Genomic DNA, 19,791 nt, shown 5'->3' on the forward strand with positions numbered 1-19,791 from the left:
GGTGATGGTCTAGCGGATCGAATCTGCCGCTGCGCCAGAGCGATTGCCGTGGTTGCATCGCGATTGCTGCTAACGCTTGTGCCTGCGCCATTCGCTCGGGCTCTCGCCGGTCAGCTTTTTAAAGGCGACTGCGAACGCCGTTTGCGAGGAATAGCCAAGCGCAGCTGCGATCGAGACGATCGAATCGTCGGAGTCGCGCAGCATCTTCATGGCCTGCTCGAGCCGGTGCTGGCGCAGCCAGGCATGCGGTGAAAGTCCAGTGCTTTCCTTGAACGCGCGGCGGAAATGGAAGCGCGACAGCCCTGCATCCGACACCAGCGCGGCGAGTGACAGGTCCGCCTCGACTTCGAACCGCAGGCGCTGGATCGCGCGGTTCAGTGTCGTCGCTGACAGTCCGCCGATGACGGACTGGATCGGCGGGGCTCGTTAGCGCGCGTGCCGCCTGCGCCAGTCGCTCGGCGTCTCGCCGGTCAGCTTCCTGAAGGCTGCTGCGAACGCCGTCTGCGACGAATAGCCCAGCGCCGCGGCGATCGAGACGACCGCTTCGTCGCTGTCGCGCAGCATCTTCATGGCCTGCTCGAGCCGGTGTTGGCGCAGCCAGGAGTGCGGGGAAAGGCCGGTGCTCTCCTTGAAGGCGCGGCAGAAGTGAAAGCGCGATAGTCCGGCATCGGAAGCCAGCGCATCGAGCGAGACGTCCGCATCGCTGTCCGAGCGCAATCGTTCGATCGCACAGAGCAGGATCTTCGGCGACAGCCCGCCCATGGTCGGCTGGAGCGTGGCTGGCGAACCTGTGTGCGCAACCAGCAGGCGCGTGGCCAGAAGATCCGTCAGCTGATGCCGAAACAGCGTATCCAGGGCTTCATTGCCTCCCAGCGTATCAGCCGCGCTCAGGAGCAGCCGAGACGTAATGGGGTCAGGATGCGCCGTCCGCTCCAGCAGCTCGTTCGTTCCCGTGATCTCGGCTTCGCGAGCAACGCGCTTCAACGTTGCATCGGGAAGATACAGTTGAACCACATCGACGGGCTTCGGAATGTCCCAGCGGGAGCTTGATCCTTCCGGAATGATGACCACGACCCCGCGACGAAACGTGCCGATCGCAACCGATTTTCCTGTCCGCCGCTCCATGCGCTGCACCATGCCGTTATGGGCCATGATCACGTGGTGGCTCATGGGCTCGACGACGTCGTGCAATCGATCATGTTTCCAATGGGCAATCCCGGCGCCGGAGGAGTCCAGTGCCATGCGAAGTGGCTCGGTCCCGAGCACGCGCGCCATTTCCGCATCGGCGCGTCGCTCGGAGCTCGAGCGATCGTGCGGCTGTGAGCCCGGCGGGGGTGGCAAGCCCTGGTGCGAGGGATTGCGCATGAGTGCAGTGCTCCCGGTCATTGCGTGGCTCCTCCTGATCAGCTCAAGCTTTCGATCAGTGTCCGTACTTGTACGGGTCGGCGCGTGTTCTATGCGCTGCGAAGGTTCCGTGTATTTCCTGAAGCGGTGATGCTTTGTCCGATCCTGCTCCAAGCCGGCGCGCGCTTTCACAAACGCACGATGGGCCGGCGACGCGCTTGCCGAGGCATTGAGCCGGGATTGCGCGAGAGGTAACAAAACCCGTTGAAATTGCTCGTGAAAGGCGGTCTGAGGCAATAAATGCGGCGGGCCGTCATACGGCTGCCGCTCCGACGCGCTGGTCTGGACCGTCGCTTGGCGATGTCGGATAATTAGGGGTGATTTGGCGATGGCGCCGCGCTCCCAAGTCCCCTCTCATACGAGATCACGGCCATGACACAGGCAGCTGCCTTCGCGCAGAAGGTCGAACGTTTCCTGCATCTGAAAGATGCGCCGCCAACGCTGGTCACGCGTTCGCTGCGCAGCGCCGAGCTCGCCGTCACCGAGACCCGGGATGACCATCCCATGCCGCGTCTTTCCGATTCGATGCCCTCGGAGGACGCCTATCTCGTCAGCCTCAAATTTCGCGATTTCGCCGATTGCGAGTGCTGGGAGCGTGGCCGTTGCGTGATCAAGAGCGATATCCGCGCCGGCGCCACCTATCTGTACGACCTTAAACGCGATCCGCGCTATGTGATCGACAAGCCTTTCCATTCTCTGTTCTTCCATCTGCCCCGTTCAGTGCTGGACGACATGGCGAGGCAAGGCGGCGCGCCAAGGATTGGCGAACTCGCCTATCAGCCCGGCGTCGGCCATGACGATATGACGATCCGCCATCTCGGCGCATCGTTCCTGGCGGCATTGCGCCAGCCTGATGAGGCCAACCAGCTCTTCATCGACCACATGATGCTCGCGCTCGCCGCACATGTTGCGACGACCTACGGCGGATTGCGGTGCGCCGCCGAGCCGGCGCGCGGCGGCCTTGCTCCTTGGCAGGTCAAGCGGGCCTGCGAAAGGCTGGAATCCGATCTCCGCGGAAAGCTCTCACTGGACAAGATCGCAGCCGAGTTCGATCTCTCCGTCAGTCATTTTTCGCGTGCATTTCGCGTCTCCACCGGCCTGCCGCCGCACCAATGGCTGCTGCGCCAGCGCGTGGACACGGCCAAGCAATTGATGACGGTGCGCGACCTGTCGCTGGCGGAGATTGCGATATCGGCCGGGTTCGCCAATCAAAGCCACTTCACCCGGGTGTTTTCCTCGGTGGTCGGGATGAGCCCGGGAATATGGCGCCGCGAGGCGCAGGGCGTGCCGGAAAGCGAAACGTGATCCGGGCTCAAGACGCCATCCGCTCAACGGCGCCGTGCCTGAGAGATGGCATAGGCGGCGCTGCGCGCTGCAAACATCTCGTCCGGCGGGTGGCCGATGCCGTCGGCAAGATTGGCCGGATTGAACGCGGACCCGTCGCACGCCTCGTCTGATTCTGTGCCCGTGATCACGATCGTTCCGAGGCGTACCGCTTCGCGCGCATCCTCATCGGGCCAACGCTCGGTCACGTCCATGACGGGGTCGCCGGGCCGGTCCAGCAGCGCCATCACGCTGAACCTGACATCGCGTGCCCCGATCCGGGCTTCGAGCTCGCCGCGCAGAAGGCCGGTGGACTCGGCCGCGGCGGCGTCCTCGGGCGGCCTGCCTTCCTCGCCGACCGGCGCGACCTTGAATTTGATGAACCGTGTCTCGCCATTTGCATTCGTCGCGGGAAAGGCGTGCACGCCCCAATAGGTCGTGCACGCAAGGCTTGCGGGTGGCGGGTGCACGGCAAGGTAGCTTGCCTGATGCAGCGTTTCGGGATTGGCGGCGGAGAATGCCTCGACCTGCGCCATGTCCTGCTTGCTGTCCGGTCCCGGCATGCGCGCCTGGAGGAAGGCCAGCATCTGGTCGAGTGTTCTGGCGAAATGAACCGGCGCGCTCTGGGTGAGTATCGCGGAGCGCTGCCCCTCGCTGCCGAGCCGGAAGCTGAAGCCACGCAGCGAGCACCTGTCAGTGACCACCGCATCCGGGGTGCAGCCGTCCGCCGAGAACCGCGCCAGCACCCGGGACGGCTTGGTGAAGCTGCGGGATCTGGTGATCTCCTCGGCCTGATGCGACGGGGTGTAGGTGCCGCGAACGCATTGGCCCCAGGAAAAGCTCGCCCGTGCCTTTGGCGGAAGCCCGGCAACCGCCTTCAGGGCATCGACAACAGACGTCGGCGTGGCAGCGCCGCTGGGGAACTGAGGCAGGACGAAACCCTGGGTTCGAACGATGGCGCTCGTTTGTGACGCAGGGCGGATCGAGCTTCTTTCCCAAAGCGGGCGCGCCTTGTCCGATCCTGCGACAAATCTCGCGGCTCGCTTGCTCGGGGCCACCGCGCGCTATGAAAACGCCCCCGTGTCCGACGCCAGCCCCGTCCTCCGCCGCAAATCCGTGATCGCCCGCAAGAAGCTATCCGCAGGCGTCGTCTCGGGATCGATCAGCCGGTGCAGGCGAAAGCCGTCTTCGAGCGCCAGCACGACGGAGGCCATCCAGGGCGGATTCAGATTGTCGTTGCGTCCGTTGCTCTTCAACGTCGCCTCGACGATGTCGGCCACCAGCTTGCGCCGCGCGCGCAGGCGTTTGGCAAGCTCGGGACGGCGCTTCTCGGCGCGGGCGACGAACAGGATCATCTCCATGTGCAGCAGCGGCGAGCGGATCGGCCCGATTACGCCGCGGGCCAGAAGGCGCTTGTCCAGATCGAGATTGAGGTTGGTCGTTCACGAGCCCGGGTTCATTTCGGCGCGCGGCTGGATTGAGGCACGGGGCAATCGACCCCGAATTTCTCGGCGCGAAGAACCGGGTCCGAAATCCGCGCGATGCGTGCGCAGGCCTTGGTGGCGATGGCGTAGGTCTCCGGCGACGCGTTCCTCTGCGGCAGGCTTGTCAGCTCGCCGCTCCAAATCCGGGTCATATACTCCTTCAGATCACGGTCGCGTACCAAGTCGAATTTCGCGGCAAGCCTGACGACCTCGTTGGATGGCCGGTCGTGCGTGCCTCGCAGCATTGCGATGGCCTTGTCGGAATAGGCCAGCGTGTCGTCGAAAAAAATCAGCGGGCGAACGCTCTTGTACATATAGTTGCGCGCCGCCGGATAGCCTTGAGGCCCAAGACTCGTAATGATCCTCAAGCAGCCCTCGTATTGCCATGTCGCAAGATCGTGGTGTTCCACGAAGATCCGGATGACCCGGTCGAGCAACGCCTGGGCACTTGGCAGCCGCTCACTCAGTTTCCACTCGCGCAGGGAGGGGTTGGCAACCGATTGGCTGGCGATACATTCGTCGCAGATGCCCGGTGTCTCGAGACGCTGCACCACCTTCTCGACCAGCAATGCGGTCTGGTCATTGGTGAGGCCCTTCGCAAAATCCGTCACCGCCGTCCAGCCCTCGCTTTCACGTCCGACGAGAGACGTGGCGGCATCTATCGAGCGCTGGTCGACAATGCCCTTGTCCCGCGCTGCAATTAGCATAGCTGCGACGCTCTTCGGGCTGACATTGGCCAGCTTCGCAAATGTCTGCGCCTGATCCAGCGTTTCCGAAGCGCTCAACGTCGCGAGCGGCACAGGCCCGCCGCGGTCCGAGGCGTAAGGAGGAGTGACGCCGTAGATCGCGCTGATCATCTTCGGGGAATCGATCTCGTCGAGCCCGTACCGTACGGGATGGGAGATCCCGGAGCCGATTTCCCAAGGGCGTGTCGAAGGGGAAAAGAAGCCGAATAGCGGAAAATAGGACAGCACGTAGGCTTGTCCCTGATACCACGAGAACAGCGGTCGCTCCTGGCCGCCGGTCCGCAATCTAGCTTGAGTCTCATTGCAGCAGCCAGAGCCGCCGTTGTTGACGCCGATCCGGTAGAATTGCTCGATCACCAGACCGTCGGGTATCTCGGCGAGGCTGCGCCATTTGAAACACTCGTCAGAACGCCGCTCGTTCTGCAATTGCTGCGAAGCCTGCTTTTCTTCGGCCGAGCACGCATCGCCCTTCGCAAGCGAAACCTCTTCAATGCTGGAAATCTTCTGGTTTGAACTGTCGAGCCGCAGCTTGATCAGGCGATCGACACGACCATCGGCGACGATCTTGTTGTCGACGGTCGGTGGCGACTTCACGATCAGCGTGCGTTGAGCGCTCGCTTCTGGACTGATCGGGCGATCCCATACCTTCGGATCAATACTCTTCTGCAGCCGCCACTGGCCGACGACGCCCGCGCCGGCCCATATTGCGATGAAAACAAGAGGCGAGAGCGCCAATCCCGGCTTCGATCGCGCCATCCCATAGATCACCAATCCGATCATCACCGCGAACCAGACGAAATTCATCAGGCCTGCGATCGTCGGGGCGACGAAGGCGAGCATTAACACCGGGAATTGTACCACGCCGAGCAGTACGAACGCGACGGTCAGGATGAGAAGACCAACGACGATCTGCCCCAGGATGCGCATGAGAAGCTGGCTCTCGAACGACCGGCGTCCGGTCAATGAGGTTGTGGTTGCTTTGGGCTGCTACTCTTATCCGGAAGTCCTGCGCCGACGTTGCCCAAACTTCTTCGGCAATCATTTGGCGTAAATGATGAGTTAATCGCCCGCGGACGGAAGATACCGCGACACCCTAGTCCGACGCCAGCCCCGTCCTCCGCCGCAAATCCGTGATCGCACGCAAGAAGCTATCCGCAGGCGTCGTCTCGGGATCGATCAGCCGGTGCAGGCGAAAGCCGTCTTCGAGCGCCAGCACGACGGAGGCCATCCAGGGCGGATTCAGATTGTCGTTGCGTCCGTTGCTCTTCAACGTCGCCTCGACGATGTCGGCCACCAGCTTGCGCCGCGCGCGCAGGCGTTTGGCAAGCTCGGGACGGCGCTTCTCGGCGCGGGCGACGAACAGGATCATCTCCATGTGCAGCAGCGGCGAGCGGGCGAGGGGATCCTGCCGCGAGCGGTCCATCGCCTTCAGCGCAGCGATGAAGTCGTCGAGATTGTCGTGCTGGGCGAGGATGTCCATGTTACGTCGGATCGACTGCTCGACATGGTCCTCGAGCATGGCGATGATCAGCTCGTCCTTGCTCTTGAAGTTGGAATAGAACGCGCCGCGGGTGAAGCCTGCCGCCGCCGCGATCGCCTCGATGCTGGCGCCGCCGATGCCGTCCTGCTCGAACACGCGCGCGGCCGCCTCGAACAATTTGTCGCGCGTATCGTCCCTGGTCGGTCTGGTTCTCACCCTTGACATCGGACGAGGTTAGGGCAGAATGCAACTCGATACAACAATGTATCGAGTTGATAATTCAGGGATGGTTACGCCGGGCAGGGCTGTGATCGGCGTATTCGGTGTCATCGGCAACCGATTGAGGCCACCATGAACGAGCACGTGCAAAGCGCAGGCGGACCGCTGTTCAACCCGCTGTCGCCGGACTTCATCCGCGATCCCTATCCGCACTATGAACGGCTGCGCACGAACGATCCGATCCACGTGACGCCGTTCGGCCAGTTCGTCACAAGTCGCCACGCCGACGTCAGCCTCGTGATGCGCGACAAGCGCTTCGGCAAGGATTTCGTCGAGCGCTCCAAGCGCCGATATAGCGCCGCCATCATGGACGAGCCGGTGTTCCGCAGCATGAGCCACTGGATGCTGCAGGCCGATCCGCCCGACCACACCCGCCTGCGCGGCCTCGTCGTGAAGGCCTTCACCGCCCGCCGCGTCGAGGACATGCGGCCGCGCATCCAGGAGATCGTCGACCAGGCTATCGATGCGGTGATCGACCGCGGCCACATGGATCTGATCGAGGATTTCGCCTTCCGCCTGCCCGTGACCATCATCTGCGAGATGCTCGGCATCCCCGAGGACCATCGCGAGGTCTTCTACAAGAGCTCGCGTGACGGCGGGCGGCTGCTCGACCCCGTTCCGCTCACTGCCGAGGAGATCAGGAAGGGCAACGAGGGCAACCTGATGGCGCAGATGTATTTCCAGCAGCTGTTCGAGCTGCGCCGCAAGAATCCCGGGGACGATCTCACCACCCAGCTGGTGCAGGCCGAGGAGGACGGCAACAAGCTCACCAACGAGGAGCTGACCGCCAACATCATCCTCTTGTTCGGCGCCGGCCACGAGACCACCGTCAATCTCATCGGCAACGGCCTGCTCGCGCTCCACCGCAATCCGGACCAGCTTGCGCTGCTCAAGGCGCGCCCCGAGCTGATGGCAGGCGCGATCGAGGAATTCTTGCGCTACGATTCCTCGGTGCAGATGACCGGACGCGTCGCGCTGGAGGAGATCGAGGATCTCGGCGGCAAGAGGATCCCCAAGGGCGAGACCGTGCTGTGCCTGCTCGGCTCGGCCAACCGCGATCCCGCGGTCTATCCCGATCGGCCCGACCAACTCGATGTCACCCGCCAGAATGTGAAACCACTGTCGTTCGGTGGCGGTATCCATTTCTGCCTCGGTGCCCAATTGGCGCGCATCGAGGCCGAGATCGCCATTGCCACGCTGCTGCGGCGGCTGCCCGATTTGCGCATCGACAACGTCGAAAACCCGGAATGGCGGCCGACCTTCGTGCTGCGCGGCCTGAAGCGGCTGCCGGCGAGCTGGTGAGGCACGCCGGCATTAACCTCCGCGCGCAACAGTCGCTGTGACTTCGCCACACTTCCCCCTATATAAGGGGCTGTTCCGGCACGCCTGAAGTCCACTAAGGCCAGGGTTTGGTCCGGATGCCGGTTTGGCCGAGGGGAGACCCGTGCAGACGACGCTGCTCGGATTGGCGATTGCCTTCATTATTGCGCTGCTGGCCGCGCTGATCGGGCCTTACTACGTCGACTGGAACCAGTTCAGGCCCCAGTTCGAGGCGGAGGCTGGCAAGATCATCGGCGTGCCGGTGCGGGTCGCGGGCGAGCTCGACGCGCGGCTGTTGCCGGCGCCGACGCTGCGGCTGCGCCAGGTCACCTTCGGCGGCAACAACGATCTCGGTCGCCTGCGCGCCGACAAGCTCGATGTCGAGTTCAGCCTGGGCTCATTGATGCGCGGCGAATGGCGCGCCACCGAGCTTTCGGTGGGCGGCATGGCGGTCGATCTCGGCCTCGATGCCCGGGGGCGGGTCGATCTGCCTTCCACCGCGAGCGGCACCTTCAATCTGGCCTCGCTCGCCATCGAGCGGGTGAATCTCACCGGCCGCATTGCGCTCCACGATGCCGCCAGCCGCTCGACGCTGGAGCTGAACGACATCGCCTTCTCCGGCGACGTCCGCTCACTCGCGGGCTCGGTGCGCGGCGACGGCAGGTTCACCGCCGCCGGGGTGCGCTATCCGTTCCGCGTCTCCTCCGGCCCGAGCGCCGACGGCAGCGCCACCCGTCTCCACCTCAACATCGATCCCGGCGAGCGTGCCATCCTCGCCGATCTCGAAGGCGTGCTCGCCTTCGACAATCGCCTGCCGAAATTCGACGGTGCGCTGACGCTGGCCGTACCGGCGGTCAAGAAGGCGGGCGAGGCGGGTCCAACGCCGTGGAAGCTCACGACCAAGCTTAGGGCGGATCCAGCCGGTGCGAAGTTCGAGCAGATCGACGCGAGCTTCGGCGCTGAAGACAATGCGCTGAAGCTCGGCGGCGTCGGCGACCTCAAATTCGGCGCCTCGCCGCTGCTGCGCGCGGTGCTGTCGGCGCGCCAGGTCGATGCCGACAGGCTCGCGGGCAAGGACGATGCCGAGCCGCTTCGCATCCTGCCGGCGCTGCGCGCGGGGCTGGCTGCCATTCCGCAGGCTCCGATCCCGGCGCAGATCGAGTTCAATTCCGACCAGATCATGCTTGGCGGCCGCCCGCTGCAGAACATCGCGGCCGAGCTTCAGACCGATGGAAGGTCCTGGACCTTCCAGCGGCTCGAGCTGCGCGCGCCCGGCATGACGCAACTCTCGCTCAACGGCGCAGCTCCCGGCGCCGACAGTTTCAGCGGTCGTCTCAGTGTCGAATCCTCCGATCCTGACGCGCTGGTGGCCTGGTTGCAGGGCCGCAGCGAGGTCAACCGCCGCAGCACGCGGCCGCTGCGCCTTGCCGGCGACGTGACCATCGCCGCCAACCATCTCGCCATCGACAGGCTGAAGGCCGATATCGAAGGCGGCGCCGTCACGGGCCGCATCGCCTTCGTGCAAACAGGCGCGAGCAAGGGCTCGCGGATCGACGCCGAGCTCAAGGCCGACCGGCTCGATCTCGACGCCGCCGCGAGCTTTGTGCGCGCGCTTGCGGGGCCGCAGGGCGAATGGCCGGAAGAGGCAAAGCTCTCGCTCGATATCGGCCGCGCCATCTCCGCCGGCCAGGAGCTGCGGCCGTTCGCGGCAAAGCTCGGTTACGGCCCGGCATCGCTGTCGCTGGAGCAGCTGCGCTTCGGCCAGGCCAGCGGCGTGACCACCGAGGCGAGCGGCAGCTTCGACCGCACCAAGGCCACCGGCAAGCTCGCGCTGAAGTCCTCGGCCAATGCGCTGCGCGAGCTCACCGCGTTGATCGAGCCGTTTGCGCCTGCGGTCCGCGCCCGTTTCGATGCCATCCCCTCATTACCAGGCGCGACCCGCCTCAAGCTCGATCTCAGCCTCGACAGGAATGCCGAGCATGCCGATCGCAGCAATGCCCGCGCCGTGCTCGACCTCGACGCGCCGCAGCTCAAGGCCAGTGCGACGCTGACTGCGCAGACGCCGGTGGCGGCGGTCAACGGCATCGATATCGACAAATTGCGCAACAGCGACTTCACGCTGGACTCGAAGATATCGACGCCGCAGGCCGGCGCGCTGCTGGCGCTGCTCGGGCTCGATCGCGTGGTGGCCGCAGGCGAGGGCGCGTCGCAATTCGAAGGCAAGCTGACCGGTGCATGGCGGCGGCCGTTGCAATTGAACGCAAAGCTCAGCGGCGGCGGGCTCGACGCCGATGCGCAGGGCAGCGTCGAATTGTCGGAGCCGAAAGCCAGCGTGAACCTGCGCGTGCGCAACACCAATCTGGCGCCGCTGTTCGGGACCAGCCCGGCCGGCAAATCGATGCAGGCCGTCAGCCTGTCCTCCCGCCTCACGCTCTCCGGCAACCGCCTGACCTTCGACGATCTCGACGGCAATGCGGCAGGCTCGCATTTGCGCGGTCATCTGGCGGTGACGCTCGATCCGGAGAAGAGCGTCGACGGCGAAGTCGGCCTCGATACGCTCGATCTGGCGCCCGCGCTCGCGATGGCGATCGGCGCCGCCGGGCATGAGTCCGGCGAGCCGCTGAGCGCGGGGTTGTTGGGCGGCTGGCGCGGCCGCATCGCTTTCCAGGCGTTGCGCGGGATGTTGCCCGGTGGCATCGAGCTGCGCCCATTCGGCGGCACGCTGCGAAGCGACGGCCAGTCGCTCGCGCTCGATGCGCTGAAAGGCGGCCTCAGTGGCGGTGAGATGTCGGCGAGCTTCGACGCACGCAACGGCGCGAATGGTCTTGCGTTGAACGCGCGCATCGATCTCACCAATGTCGATGCGGCGACGCTGCGCTATCGCGATCTCGCGCTGCCGAAGGGGCGCGCCTCGGTGCAGATGGCGCTGACCAGCCAGGGCCGCAGCGTCGCGGCGCTCACCGGTGCGCTCGCCGGCAACGGCACGGTGACGCTGGACTCCGCGGAAATCGGCGGCCTCAATCCGCGCGCCTTCGAGATCGCGATCCGCGCCAGCGACGGCGGCCAGGTCGCCGACGACAACCGCCTGCGCCAGCTGGTCGAGCCCGCGCTTGCCGCCGCGCCGATCGCGGTGGCCTCGGCGCAGATCCCGTTCACGATCCGCGACGGACGCTTGCGCGTCGGCGCCACCCCGCTGGAAGCGAAGAACGCCCGCGCCATCGTCTCCGGTGGCTACGACATTCCCGCCGACCAGGCCGACATCCGCGCCAGCCTGACGCCGATCATGACCGGCCTCTCCGGCGCCCCGCCGGAGATCCAGCTGTTTGCGGCGGGCCCTCCCGACAAGCTCAATCGCACGATCGACCTTGCGCCGCTGTCGTCCTGGCTTGCGGTGCGCACGATCGATCGCGAGACGCGCCGGTTAGACGCCATCGAGCGCGGCGAGCCGCCGCCGGCGACCGCGGCGCTGCCGACGCTGGTGTCTCCGGATGCAACGCCCGAGCAGGCGCCGGTTAACGTGCCGCTGCCGGGCCAGGATCCGCGCCGCGCGCCGTCAAAGCCGAAAGCCGCGCCGCTGCCAAAGGCCCCGCAGGCCGCTCCCGCCGCGCCAAGCCCGCCGCTTGCCCAACAGCTTGCGCCGCTGCCGCCGGCCATCGACGTGAAGCCCGCTCCGGGTCCGCCGCCCGCCAAGCCCAAGCCGAAGCCGCCGTTGGTGCTGACGCCGCAGAATCCGTAAGGGTGCCCTTGTTTAGAGTGATGAATCCGCGGGCTCGGTGCGACCTCTCCCGCTTGCGGGGGAGGTCGGCACGAAGCCCCGGGTGGGGGCTCTCTCCACATTGGGAGTCTCTCCGTTGAGACACCCTCTCCCCAACCCTCTCCCGCAAGCGGGAGAGGGAGCGCACCTTCCGAGCCGCCTTGTCCGCCGGTAAACCCATTCCCTCGCATTTGAATGAATTTTGCCCGGCAAAACTGATTTGCCGATTTTACCGAATTCTCGCGTTTGATCTCTAGCGTCAGTTCCCAGGGAATCCGGTGTCCCGCCACGAGCGGCGGGGCGGCGCGCCAAAAGAACTGCCAAGAATTGGGGTTATCGAGATGAACGGGGCGAAAACGCTTCTACAGGATCTGGACGACGCGATCGCGCGCGGCACTGACGAGAGCCGGGCCAAGGCGTTGTGGCATGCGACCGACATTCTGATCACCGGCCGCTACAGCGACGACGAGATCAGCATGTTCGGCGAGGTCATCGGGCGGCTCGCCGACGAGATCGAGGTCGCCGCGCGGGCGCAGCTCTCGGAGCTGATGTCGGCGTGCGATCACGCGCCGCTCAACGTCATCGAAAAGCTGGCGCTCGACGACGAGATCGAGGTCGCAGGTCCCGTGCTGCGCGACTCCACTCGTCTCGACGAGAAGATGCTGGTCGAGAGTGCCATGACCAAGGGCCAGTCGCATCTGCTCGCAATCGCCCAGCGCAAATCGATCGGCGAGGCCGTCACCGACGTGCTGGTCAAGCGCGGCGATCAGGAGGTCGTGACGTCGGTGGCCAGGAACGAGGGCGCGCGCTTCTCCGGTTCGGGCCTGTTGCACATGGTCCGGCGCGCCGAAGGCGATTCGATCCTCGCCGAGCAGCTTGGCCTGCGCAAGGACGTGCCGCGCCACATCTTCCAGCAGCTGATCTCGAAGGCGTCGGAAGACGTTCGCCGCCGCCTCGAGACCGAGCGGCCGGAAATGATGGCGCAGATCCAGAGCTCGGTGACCGAGGTCACCGGCGATCTCCAGTCCAAGTTCGGCCCGTCCTCCCGCAGCTATTTCGTCGCCAAGCGCGTGGTGACGACGCAGCATCGCCAGGGCAACCTCAACCAGGATTCGATCTCGAACTATGCGCGCCAGCACCGCTTCGACGAGGTGCAGATCGGCCTGTCGCTGCTGTCGGCGCTGCCGGTCGACGTGATCGAGCGCGCGATGATGGACCGTAACCGTGAGATGATTCTGGTGCTGTGCAAGGCGCTCGACTTCTCCTGGGACACGACCATGTCGCTGCTGTTCCTCGGCGCCAAGGATCATCTGATCACGGCGCGCGAGCTGCACGAAAACGAGCGCGATTTCGGCCGGCTCAAGATCGAGACCTCGCGTAGCGTCTTGAAGTTCTACCAGTCGCGCAAGACCGCGGATTCCACCGCGGGCGGCCGTCAGCCCGAGCTTCAGGTCCACTGAGCATCGTCCCGGAATTCGAAGGGGAGTATTTGCAATGTTGCCTCAATTCGGCACCGCGGTTCGCAAGAAGAGCCTCAACAGCGCCGTCACCGCCGATCTCGGCGGCGGAGCACCCGACAAGGCGTCGGTGGACGCGGCCTGGCTCGTGCTGGAAGCCGCCAATGACCTCGGCGATCACGCCGCGATCGACGCCTGCCGCCGCGTCATCGACGCCGAGCTGACCGGCACGGTGGCCGGAAGCTCCGACATCGATCTCGTGTTGGGGTATTTCAGGTAGGATCCGCGAGGCCGCGCGGCGACGTCATCATGCATAAACAACAAGCTAAAGCGCGATGACGCTCCATCCTGATCGCATCGCGCCTTAAGGGACTGGGCGGCTCAACCTCTTGCGTGGTGGTTACGTCGTCACCGCGCAGGAGGACCCGCGGCTCTCATCGACGGATGCGGTAGATCACCACGTCCTCACCGTGACGGTTCGTACTCCGCTCGAGCAGGTAATTCGATTTCTCCAGCACACGGCGCGATGCGCCGTTTGCGACATAGACGATGCCGATGAGAGACGGCAGCTCGAGTTGTGACAGCCCGATCCGAGTGAGCGCAGCCGCGATCTCGCTGGCAAATCCGCGGCCCCAGATGCCGCGCACGAACGCGTAGGCGATCTCGATCTCGTCGACGTCATCCACCAGGATGTGCCGGATGCCCGCCCGTCCGGCAAAGGCGCCGTCTTTCGTGCGCAGGGTCCACAGGCCGAAGCCGTATTGATCCCAATGCGCCATGTTGGCGACGAGATATTTCTCCGTTGCCTCCGCCGAGCGCACGCCGCCGAGATAACGCGACGCTTCGGGATCCAGATGGAGCGCGACGAGGTCGGCGAGGTGACTTTCGTTCAGCCGCTCGGCGTTCAGGTTGTCGGTACTGAAGCGATTCATGGAAGCAGAGTGTCGCCCGGAGCTGGTCGCGATCTGGATGTTATCGAGGCCGATGATGCCATCGTGCCGCTGTTTTGCCCGACAGGTCAACCGGCGCGCGGCGCTTTAGGTCGTTGTTCAAGCATGATCTTTTCGGAAAACCGCTGCGCACTCTTCCGGATCATGCTTTAGACCGGGCCGTGCGAGCCGGGCGGAACCATGTAGAGCGTCATCGCGAAGATCGCGTAGATGCAGAGCAGGAGCGCGCCGACGAACCAGGCGGAGCGTCCGCCATTGGTGACGAAGCTCGTCACCACGGCGGCGATCATGACCATGGTCACCGCGCCCGGCCAGAATTGAAGATCCATGGGCTGCGGCCCGACAACGTAGCTCAGCAGCACCAGAACGGGTGCGACGAACAAGGCGATCTGGCTGGCGCTTCCGAGCGCGATGCTCACGCTCATGTCGAGCCGGTTGCGGCGTGCCGCGGAAAACGCCACGGCCATCTCGGCCGCGGCCCCGACCAGGGCAACGACGATGAACCCGACGAATGCCGGGGTCATGCCGAGCGTTTCGGCGGCCTTCTGCACCGACGCGACGAAGATTTCGCTCACGAGCGCAACCAGCACGGTGACGATCCCCAGTGTCGGAACGGCGATTGCAATCGGCAGTATCGGGCCGCCAGCCTCGCCATGGTCGCTGCTTGCAAACAGCTCCTTGTGCGTTTTCAGCGAGAACAGCAGGCCGAGACCATAGGCCGCGATCAGCAGGACCGCCAAGGCGGTGCTCAAGCGCTGCACCGTCGCCTCGTGTCCGGGAAAGTCGAGATCGGCCACGGCCGAGGGTGACAACAGGGCAATCGTGGCCATCAGCAGCAGCGCGGAATGGAGCCTGCCACCCGCCCGGTTGTATTCCTGCACGCGATGCCTCAATCCGCCCAGAAACAGCGATGCGCCCAGCATGAACAGCGAGTTGGTCACGATCGCACCCGCGATCGAGGCTTTGACCAGCATGTATTGACCGGCCTGCAACGCTGTGACCGCGATGATGAGCTCCGTGAGATTGCCAAGCGTGGCGTTCAACAGCCCGCCGACCGCATCGCCTGTCTTCTCGGCCACGGCCTCCGTCGCGTGGCTGAGCAGGCTCGCGAGCGGCACGATGGCGATCACGGCCAGCACGAACAGCAGCGTATGCGCGTCCGGCATGAGATGCTCGAGCACGATCACGACAGGCACGACAATCAGCAGCCACAGCAGCGGGCTGTGCCGGATTTCCCTGAGGAGCGCATTCATAGTCCGTCCTTCGCGGTCAGACCTCGACGCTGCCGCCGGAGAGGGGCCCGGTGTTGATCTAGCTCAACGGCTTGCGCGCCCTCGAACCGGCGCCTCAATAGCAGGGCGGCTGATATCCGCACGCCCGGCGATAGCCATAGGCGCCAAAGGCGGCGGCTCCCGCCGCTGCTGCGCTGCATCTGGCCTTCCTCGCTGGCGAATTCGACAAGCCATTCGAGTTGATCTGCATCAAGCGCTGCGATCACGGCCAAACCACAACAACAACCGGGCTGGTTGGCGAGGTGTTGGTGTGAGCGATGATTCCGACTTGGTACGTCACCTTTGAAGTTCGAAAACGGGGGCTACTTTTGAGACAGCGGAGTCCGCGTGAGACGAAGACTTTCGCGACCGAGCATGAAGCCAAGCTGTTCGCGCGTGCCAGGCTCGACGAGGGGCTTGCGGTCTTTGCAGGCACGATCAACCCCCATCTTCCCAGGCGGCTCATCCCATCCTCCGGCATCCGCGCCTGGCTTGCCGACGAACAAGACAGCACTTCGCGCTCCGAGATGGATGGCGAGTAAGCACATTATCGTGCACAGACGTGGCGCTTGAGTGTTGCCATTTTGGTACGGGCCAAAGCCTCCCTCGCGCGTAACCTTCGAGACGTTCGCAATATGCACGCCAGCCTGCATAAGGCTCAATTTTTGAACGGCAGAGATCTAGGAAAAGGGGATTCGACGATGAAGAAGCTCTCGATAGCTGCGATCGGCTTCGCGGCGCTGAGCATGGTGGCTCCGGCCATGGCTGCCGATATGGCTGTCAAGGCAGCGCCGCCGCCGGTACCTGTGATGGCAGTCTATAACTGGACGGGATTCTACATCGGCGCCAACGGCGGCTGGGGGCAAAGCCGTGGCTGCGTGGACTTCGTGACGGCCGCAGGGACGCTCGCAAGTGGTTGCGCCGATCGCTCCGGCGGCTTGATCGGCGGACAGCTCGGGTATCGCTGGCAGACCAATCAGTTTGTGCTCGGCGTGGAAGCGCAGGGCGATTGGGCCGAGATCAAGAACACGCGTGTCAGCCTGATTGATCCGCTGGTCTCGACCACGGGCAAGACGGATGGCATCGGGCTCTTCACGGCCCAGGTAGGTTGGGCATGGAACGCCTCGCTGTTCTACCTGAAGGGCGGCGCGGCGGTGACCCGTAATCGCTTCGATATCTTCAACAACGTCACGGGCGTTGGCCTCGCCTCCGCAGGTCACACGCGCTGGGCGGTGCTCTCGGTGTCGGCTGGGAATATGGCTTCACGCCGAACTGGTCGGTCGGTGTCGAGTACGACCATCTCTGGATGGGGCGCGACAACACCGCCTTCGCAGCCGGCGTGGTCACGCCCGGCGGGCTTGCGCTCACGGGCAGCGGCGTCACCCAGGATATCGACATGGTCACACTTCGGCTGAACTATCGCTTCGGCGGTTACGGCGCGCCGGTCACGGCTCGCTACTGATCTCAGGTCTTCCCGGTGAACTCAGGCCCCGGCATCGACCGGGGCCTTTTTCGTGGGAGATGAACAGACGCGCGGCGCGTTCGAGTGCCGCACGAGCGCCGTTGCGATCACCAGTCCCGGTAGCCAAACCACCCGAACTGTGGTTGCCGCGCCGCCAGAACCATCTGCGGCGTCGGGTGTCGTTTCGATCGCGTCGCAATGTGTTGCGGCCTTCGCGGCCGCTTGTGCTCGACGGATTCGCGCTGCGGCGAGTCCGCGCGCGCCATCGCGAGTGCATTGGCAACCGCGGATGTCTCCGCCCGAATGACCGGCGGCTCTGTGCGGGCGAGGGAAGGAGGCTCCGTAGTCGAAGGTGCAGATGCGACCGCCACGATCACTGGCGCGGTCATATCGAGGACCACACGCTCGGGCCATTTGCGGTCCGAGTGAATGCGTATGGTCGCCCGATCCGCGGTCGTCCTCTCGGCGACTTGCGCGCCGGGCAGACAAAAGTCGGCAACGAACAGGAGCGCGAGCAACGCCGCTCCGACCTTCCAGAAGTAGGCCAATAACGGCATCCCGGTCGCTCCGTGCCCCCACAATGGCCCAGCTTGCGACGACGTTCCGCCAGTCTCCGACTCGTTGCGCGAGGCAGCTTGATCCAGATCAAGTGCGCGAAATATCTCCAACCTGGTCCTGGCGACTCTTTGATGATGTCATTGCATCCATGCTTTGCCCGACGATGCCGCGCCTCGGAAGCAGCATGCAGTTCGACCGCTGCCGCAGCTTCGCAGCAGTCTGGTCGCGCGTCGGCAAAGCTCGTGACTTGCGAGCCAGACCTGTGCGGCATCGATGATCCTCGGGAGAATGGCATCGTGCCAGTGTTTCGCCCGACCAGGCAGCCGAGACGACTCTCGCCCGCGCGTAAGCCATTGATTTCACAACCCCTGTCTACTGTGCATGGGGTTGTTTTCGCGAATTTTGTTTGGAGGGGCTGCTAGCCCGCTCCCAGCGCCACCGCGACGTTGTAGGTCAGGAGGCTCGCGGCATAGGCCAACACCAGCATGTAGGTGAAGGTCACGGCCATCCAGGTCCAGCTTCCGGTCTCGCGCCGGATCACGGCCAGCGTCGAGGCGCATTGCGGGGCGAAGATGTACCAGGCCAGCATCGACAGCGCGGTGGCGAGCGACCATTTCGTCGCCAGCACCTGGCCGATCTGCTCGGCCGCTTCCTTGCCGCCTTCGATCGCATAGACGGTGCCGAGTGCCGCGACCGCGACCTCGCGGGCCGCCATGCCCGGGATCAGCGCGACCGCGATCTGCCAGTTGAAGCCGACCGGGGCGAGCAGCGGTTCGAGTGCCTTGCCGATCATCGCGGCGAGGCTGAAGTCGATGGCGGGTTCGGTCGCGCCCGCCGGAGGCTGCGGGAACGAGGCCAGGAACCAGATCAGCACCATCATCGAGAAGATCGTGGTGCCGGCGCGGTACAGAAACATCTTGGCGCGGGTGAAGATGCCGATCACGATCGATTTCAGCCGGGGCATCTTGTAGTCCGGCAGCTCGAGCATGAACGGCGCCGGCGCATAGTCGCGCAGCATGAAGAACTTGATCAGGAACGAGACGAGAAGCGCGCTGATGATGCCGCAGGCATAGAGGCCGAACATCACGAGGCCCTGCAGGTTGATGAAGCCCCAGACGTCCTTCGCAGGGATGAAAGCCGAGATGATCAGCGTGTAGACCGGAATACGCGCCGAGCAGGTCATCAGCGGCGCGATCAGGATCGTGGTCAGCCGGTCGCGCTTGTTGTCGATCACGCGCGTCGCCATGATGCCGGGAATGGCGCAGGCAAAGCTCGACAGCAGCGGAATGAAGGCGCGGCCGTGCAGCCCGGCGCCGCCCATGATGCGGTCCATCAGGAACGCGGCGCGCGCCATGTAGCCGAAATCTTCCAGCAGCAGGATGAACAGGAAGATGAGGATGATCTGCGGCAGGAACACGATGACGCTGCCCACGCCGGAGATCACGCCATTCTGCAGGAAGCTCTGCAACAGGCCGTCGGGCAGGGTGGCCTGCACGAGCTCCCCGAGCGCGTCGAAGCCGGACTTGAGCACGTCCATTGCCGGTTGCGCCCAGGCGAACACGGCCTGGAACATCACGAACAGGATCAGCGCGAGCACGATGAGGCCGCCGACCGGATGCAGCACGAATGCGTCGATCCGCGCGGTCCAGGTGTCGGGCCTGGCAGGCAGGCTGACGCAGTCGGCGATGATGCGGTCGGCCTCGCGCTGGGTCGCGCGCAATTCGGAAACGCTGAGCGCGCGCCAGCTGTTCGCCTCCACCTCGGCGGCGAGCTTTGCCGAGATCTCGTCGGTCAGCTTCAAGAGGTCGGCGGTGCCGCCCTTGCGCACCGCGATCGAGGTGACCACGGGCAGGCCGAGCTCCTTGGCGAGCCGCTCCGTGTCGACGGTGATGCCGCGGCGGGCCGCGATGTCGAACATGTTGAGCACGAGCAGCATCGGCCGTCCGGTGCGCTTGAGCTCGAGCAGCAGGCGGATGGTCAGCCGTAGATTTGTGGAATCGGCTACGCACAGCACGAGGTCGGGCACGGTCTCGCCGGAGGCCTTGCCGAGCACGAAGTCGCGGGTGATCTCCTCGTCCGGGCTGCGGCCGCGCAGCGAATAGGTGCCGGGCAGGTCGACCACCGAGACCTGGCGTCCCAGGGGAGTGACGAAGAAGCCTTCCTTGCGCTCGACGGTGACGCCCGGATAGTTCGCGACCTTCTGCCGGCTGCCGGTCAGGGCATTGAACAGCGAGGTCTTGCCGCTGTTCGGCGTGCCCACCAGGGCGAGATGCAGCAGGGGTAATTCCATGGAATCACTGGTC

Annotated in this window: 14 protein-coding genes and 3 pseudogenes; 7 read left to right on the forward strand and 10 right to left on the reverse strand. The window is 64.8% G+C overall.

Features of this window, described 5'->3' with window-relative positions; genetic code table 11:
• Window positions 1–69: 69 nt before the first annotated feature.
• Window positions 70–330, reverse strand: a pseudogene (locus tag A3AS_RS0121800) (helix-turn-helix transcriptional regulator); the annotation flags it as partial.
• A 96-nt stretch (window positions 331–426) separates the two neighbouring features.
• Complete coding sequence (locus tag A3AS_RS0121805) at window positions 427–1,386, reverse strand: AraC family transcriptional regulator (protein ID WP_245283251.1); 960 nt, start codon at window positions 1,384–1,386, stop codon at window positions 427–429.
• A 390-nt stretch (window positions 1,387–1,776) separates the two neighbouring features.
• Here A3AS_RS0121805 and A3AS_RS0121810 point away from each other — a divergent pair, with 390 nt between their 5' ends.
• On the forward strand, window positions 1,777–2,709 hold the full coding sequence (locus A3AS_RS0121810; RefSeq protein ID WP_018319687.1) for an AraC family transcriptional regulator: 933 nt from the start codon (window positions 1,777–1,779) through the stop codon (window positions 2,707–2,709).
• A 23-nt stretch (window positions 2,710–2,732) separates the two neighbouring features.
• Here the strand turns inward: A3AS_RS0121810 and A3AS_RS0121815 are convergent, their stop codons facing one another.
• The 4 genes and pseudogenes from A3AS_RS0121815 to A3AS_RS0121830 form a co-directional block, all read right to left on the reverse strand.
• Complete coding sequence (locus tag A3AS_RS0121815) at window positions 2,733–3,659, reverse strand: catalase (protein WP_026202240.1); 927 nt, start codon at window positions 3,657–3,659, stop codon at window positions 2,733–2,735.
• 132 nt (window positions 3,660–3,791) lie between these two features.
• A pseudogene (locus A3AS_RS43690) lies at window positions 3,792–4,106 on the reverse strand (TetR family transcriptional regulator C-terminal domain-containing protein); the annotation flags it as partial.
• A gap of 77 nt (window positions 4,107–4,183) precedes the next feature.
• On the reverse strand, window positions 4,184–5,884 hold the full coding sequence (locus tag A3AS_RS0121825) for a hypothetical protein (RefSeq protein WP_018319690.1): 1,701 nt from the start codon (window positions 5,882–5,884) through the stop codon (window positions 4,184–4,186).
• Window positions 5,885–6,050: 166 nt separating this feature from the next.
• Window positions 6,051–6,662, reverse strand: coding sequence for a TetR/AcrR family transcriptional regulator (locus A3AS_RS0121830; protein ID WP_018319691.1), 612 nt, complete (start codon window positions 6,660–6,662; stop codon window positions 6,051–6,053).
• 126 nt (window positions 6,663–6,788) lie between these two features.
• Between A3AS_RS0121830 and A3AS_RS0121835 the strand changes: the two genes are divergently transcribed.
• The 4 genes from A3AS_RS0121835 (at window position 6,789) to A3AS_RS0121850 (ending at window position 13,527) form a co-directional block, all read left to right on the forward strand.
• The gene (locus tag A3AS_RS0121835) at window positions 6,789–8,018 is read left to right on the forward strand and encodes a cytochrome P450 (protein WP_018319692.1); all 1,230 of its coding nucleotides are present in this window, start codon (window positions 6,789–6,791) and stop codon (window positions 8,016–8,018) included.
• A gap of 142 nt (window positions 8,019–8,160) precedes the next feature.
• On the forward strand, window positions 8,161–11,772 hold the full coding sequence (locus tag A3AS_RS0121840) for an AsmA-like C-terminal region-containing protein (protein WP_018319693.1): 3,612 nt from the start codon (window positions 8,161–8,163) through the stop codon (window positions 11,770–11,772).
• 359 nt (window positions 11,773–12,131) lie between these two features.
• Window positions 12,132–13,250 (forward strand): DUF2336 domain-containing protein, encoded by a 1,119-nt coding sequence (locus A3AS_RS0121845; protein ID WP_018319694.1) that lies wholly within the window; start codon window positions 12,132–12,134, stop codon window positions 13,248–13,250.
• A 34-nt stretch (window positions 13,251–13,284) separates the two neighbouring features.
• Window positions 13,285–13,527 (forward strand): hypothetical protein, encoded by a 243-nt coding sequence (locus tag A3AS_RS0121850; protein ID WP_018319695.1) that lies wholly within the window; start codon window positions 13,285–13,287, stop codon window positions 13,525–13,527.
• Between the two features lie 154 nt (window positions 13,528–13,681).
• On the opposite strand, the gene A3AS_RS0121855 is transcribed toward A3AS_RS0121850, so the two are convergent.
• A complete protein-coding gene (locus A3AS_RS0121855; RefSeq protein WP_018319696.1) occupies window positions 13,682–14,179 on the reverse strand; it encodes a GNAT family N-acetyltransferase in 498 nt (165 codons plus the stop codon).
• 167 nt (window positions 14,180–14,346) lie between these two features.
• A complete protein-coding gene (gene cax / locus A3AS_RS0121860; RefSeq protein WP_018319697.1) occupies window positions 14,347–15,450 on the reverse strand; it encodes a calcium/proton exchanger in 1,104 nt (367 codons plus the stop codon).
• 296 nt (window positions 15,451–15,746) lie between these two features.
• On the opposite strand from cax, the gene A3AS_RS0121865 reads away from it, so the two are divergent.
• Window positions 15,747–16,010, forward strand: coding sequence for a hypothetical protein (locus A3AS_RS0121865; protein ID WP_018319698.1), 264 nt, complete (start codon window positions 15,747–15,749; stop codon window positions 16,008–16,010).
• A gap of 159 nt (window positions 16,011–16,169) precedes the next feature.
• Window positions 16,170–16,930, forward strand: a pseudogene (locus A3AS_RS0121870) (outer membrane protein).
• Window positions 16,931–17,037: 107 nt separating this feature from the next.
• On the opposite strand, the gene A3AS_RS0121875 reads toward A3AS_RS0121870, so the two are convergent.
• Window positions 17,038–17,478, reverse strand: a complete 441-nt coding sequence (locus A3AS_RS0121875) for a hypothetical protein (protein WP_157644350.1) — start codon at window positions 17,476–17,478, stop codon at window positions 17,038–17,040.
• Between the two features lie 428 nt (window positions 17,479–17,906).
• A complete protein-coding gene (locus A3AS_RS0121880) occupies window positions 17,907–19,778 on the reverse strand; it encodes a ferrous iron transporter B (RefSeq protein WP_018319700.1) in 1,872 nt (623 codons plus the stop codon).
• Window positions 19,779–19,791 lie beyond the last annotated feature (13 nt).

Source organism: Bradyrhizobium sp. WSM2793 (genome assembly GCF_000379585.1).
Taxonomy (GTDB): Bacteria; Pseudomonadota; Alphaproteobacteria; order Rhizobiales; family Xanthobacteraceae; genus Bradyrhizobium.

Coding starts and splice junctions, on each gene's coding strand:
- A3AS_RS0121880 (WP_018319700.1), bottom strand. CDS start 19,778: ATGGAATTACCCCTGCTGCATCTCGCCCTGGTGGGCACGCCGAACAGC.
- A3AS_RS0121830 (WP_018319691.1), bottom strand. CDS start 6,662: ATGTCAAGGGTGAGAACCAGACCGACCAGGGACGATACGCGCGACAAA.
- A3AS_RS0121845 (WP_018319694.1), top strand. CDS start 12,132: ATGAACGGGGCGAAAACGCTTCTACAGGATCTGGACGACGCGATCGCG.
- A3AS_RS0121855 (WP_018319696.1), bottom strand. CDS start 14,179: ATGAATCGCTTCAGTACCGACAACCTGAACGCCGAGCGGCTGAACGAA.
- cax (WP_018319697.1), bottom strand. CDS start 15,450: ATGAATGCGCTCCTCAGGGAAATCCGGCACAGCCCGCTGCTGTGGCTG.
- A3AS_RS0121865 (WP_018319698.1), top strand. CDS start 15,747: ATGATTCCGACTTGGTACGTCACCTTTGAAGTTCGAAAACGGGGGCTA.
- A3AS_RS0121835 (WP_018319692.1), top strand. CDS start 6,789: ATGAACGAGCACGTGCAAAGCGCAGGCGGACCGCTGTTCAACCCGCTG.
- A3AS_RS0121810 (WP_018319687.1), top strand. CDS start 1,777: ATGACACAGGCAGCTGCCTTCGCGCAGAAGGTCGAACGTTTCCTGCAT.
- A3AS_RS0121850 (WP_018319695.1), top strand. CDS start 13,285: ATGTTGCCTCAATTCGGCACCGCGGTTCGCAAGAAGAGCCTCAACAGC.
- A3AS_RS0121805 (WP_245283251.1), bottom strand. CDS start 1,386: ATGACCGGGAGCACTGCACTCATGCGCAATCCCTCGCACCAGGGCTTG.
- A3AS_RS0121825 (WP_018319690.1), bottom strand. CDS start 5,884: ATGCGCATCCTGGGGCAGATCGTCGTTGGTCTTCTCATCCTGACCGTC.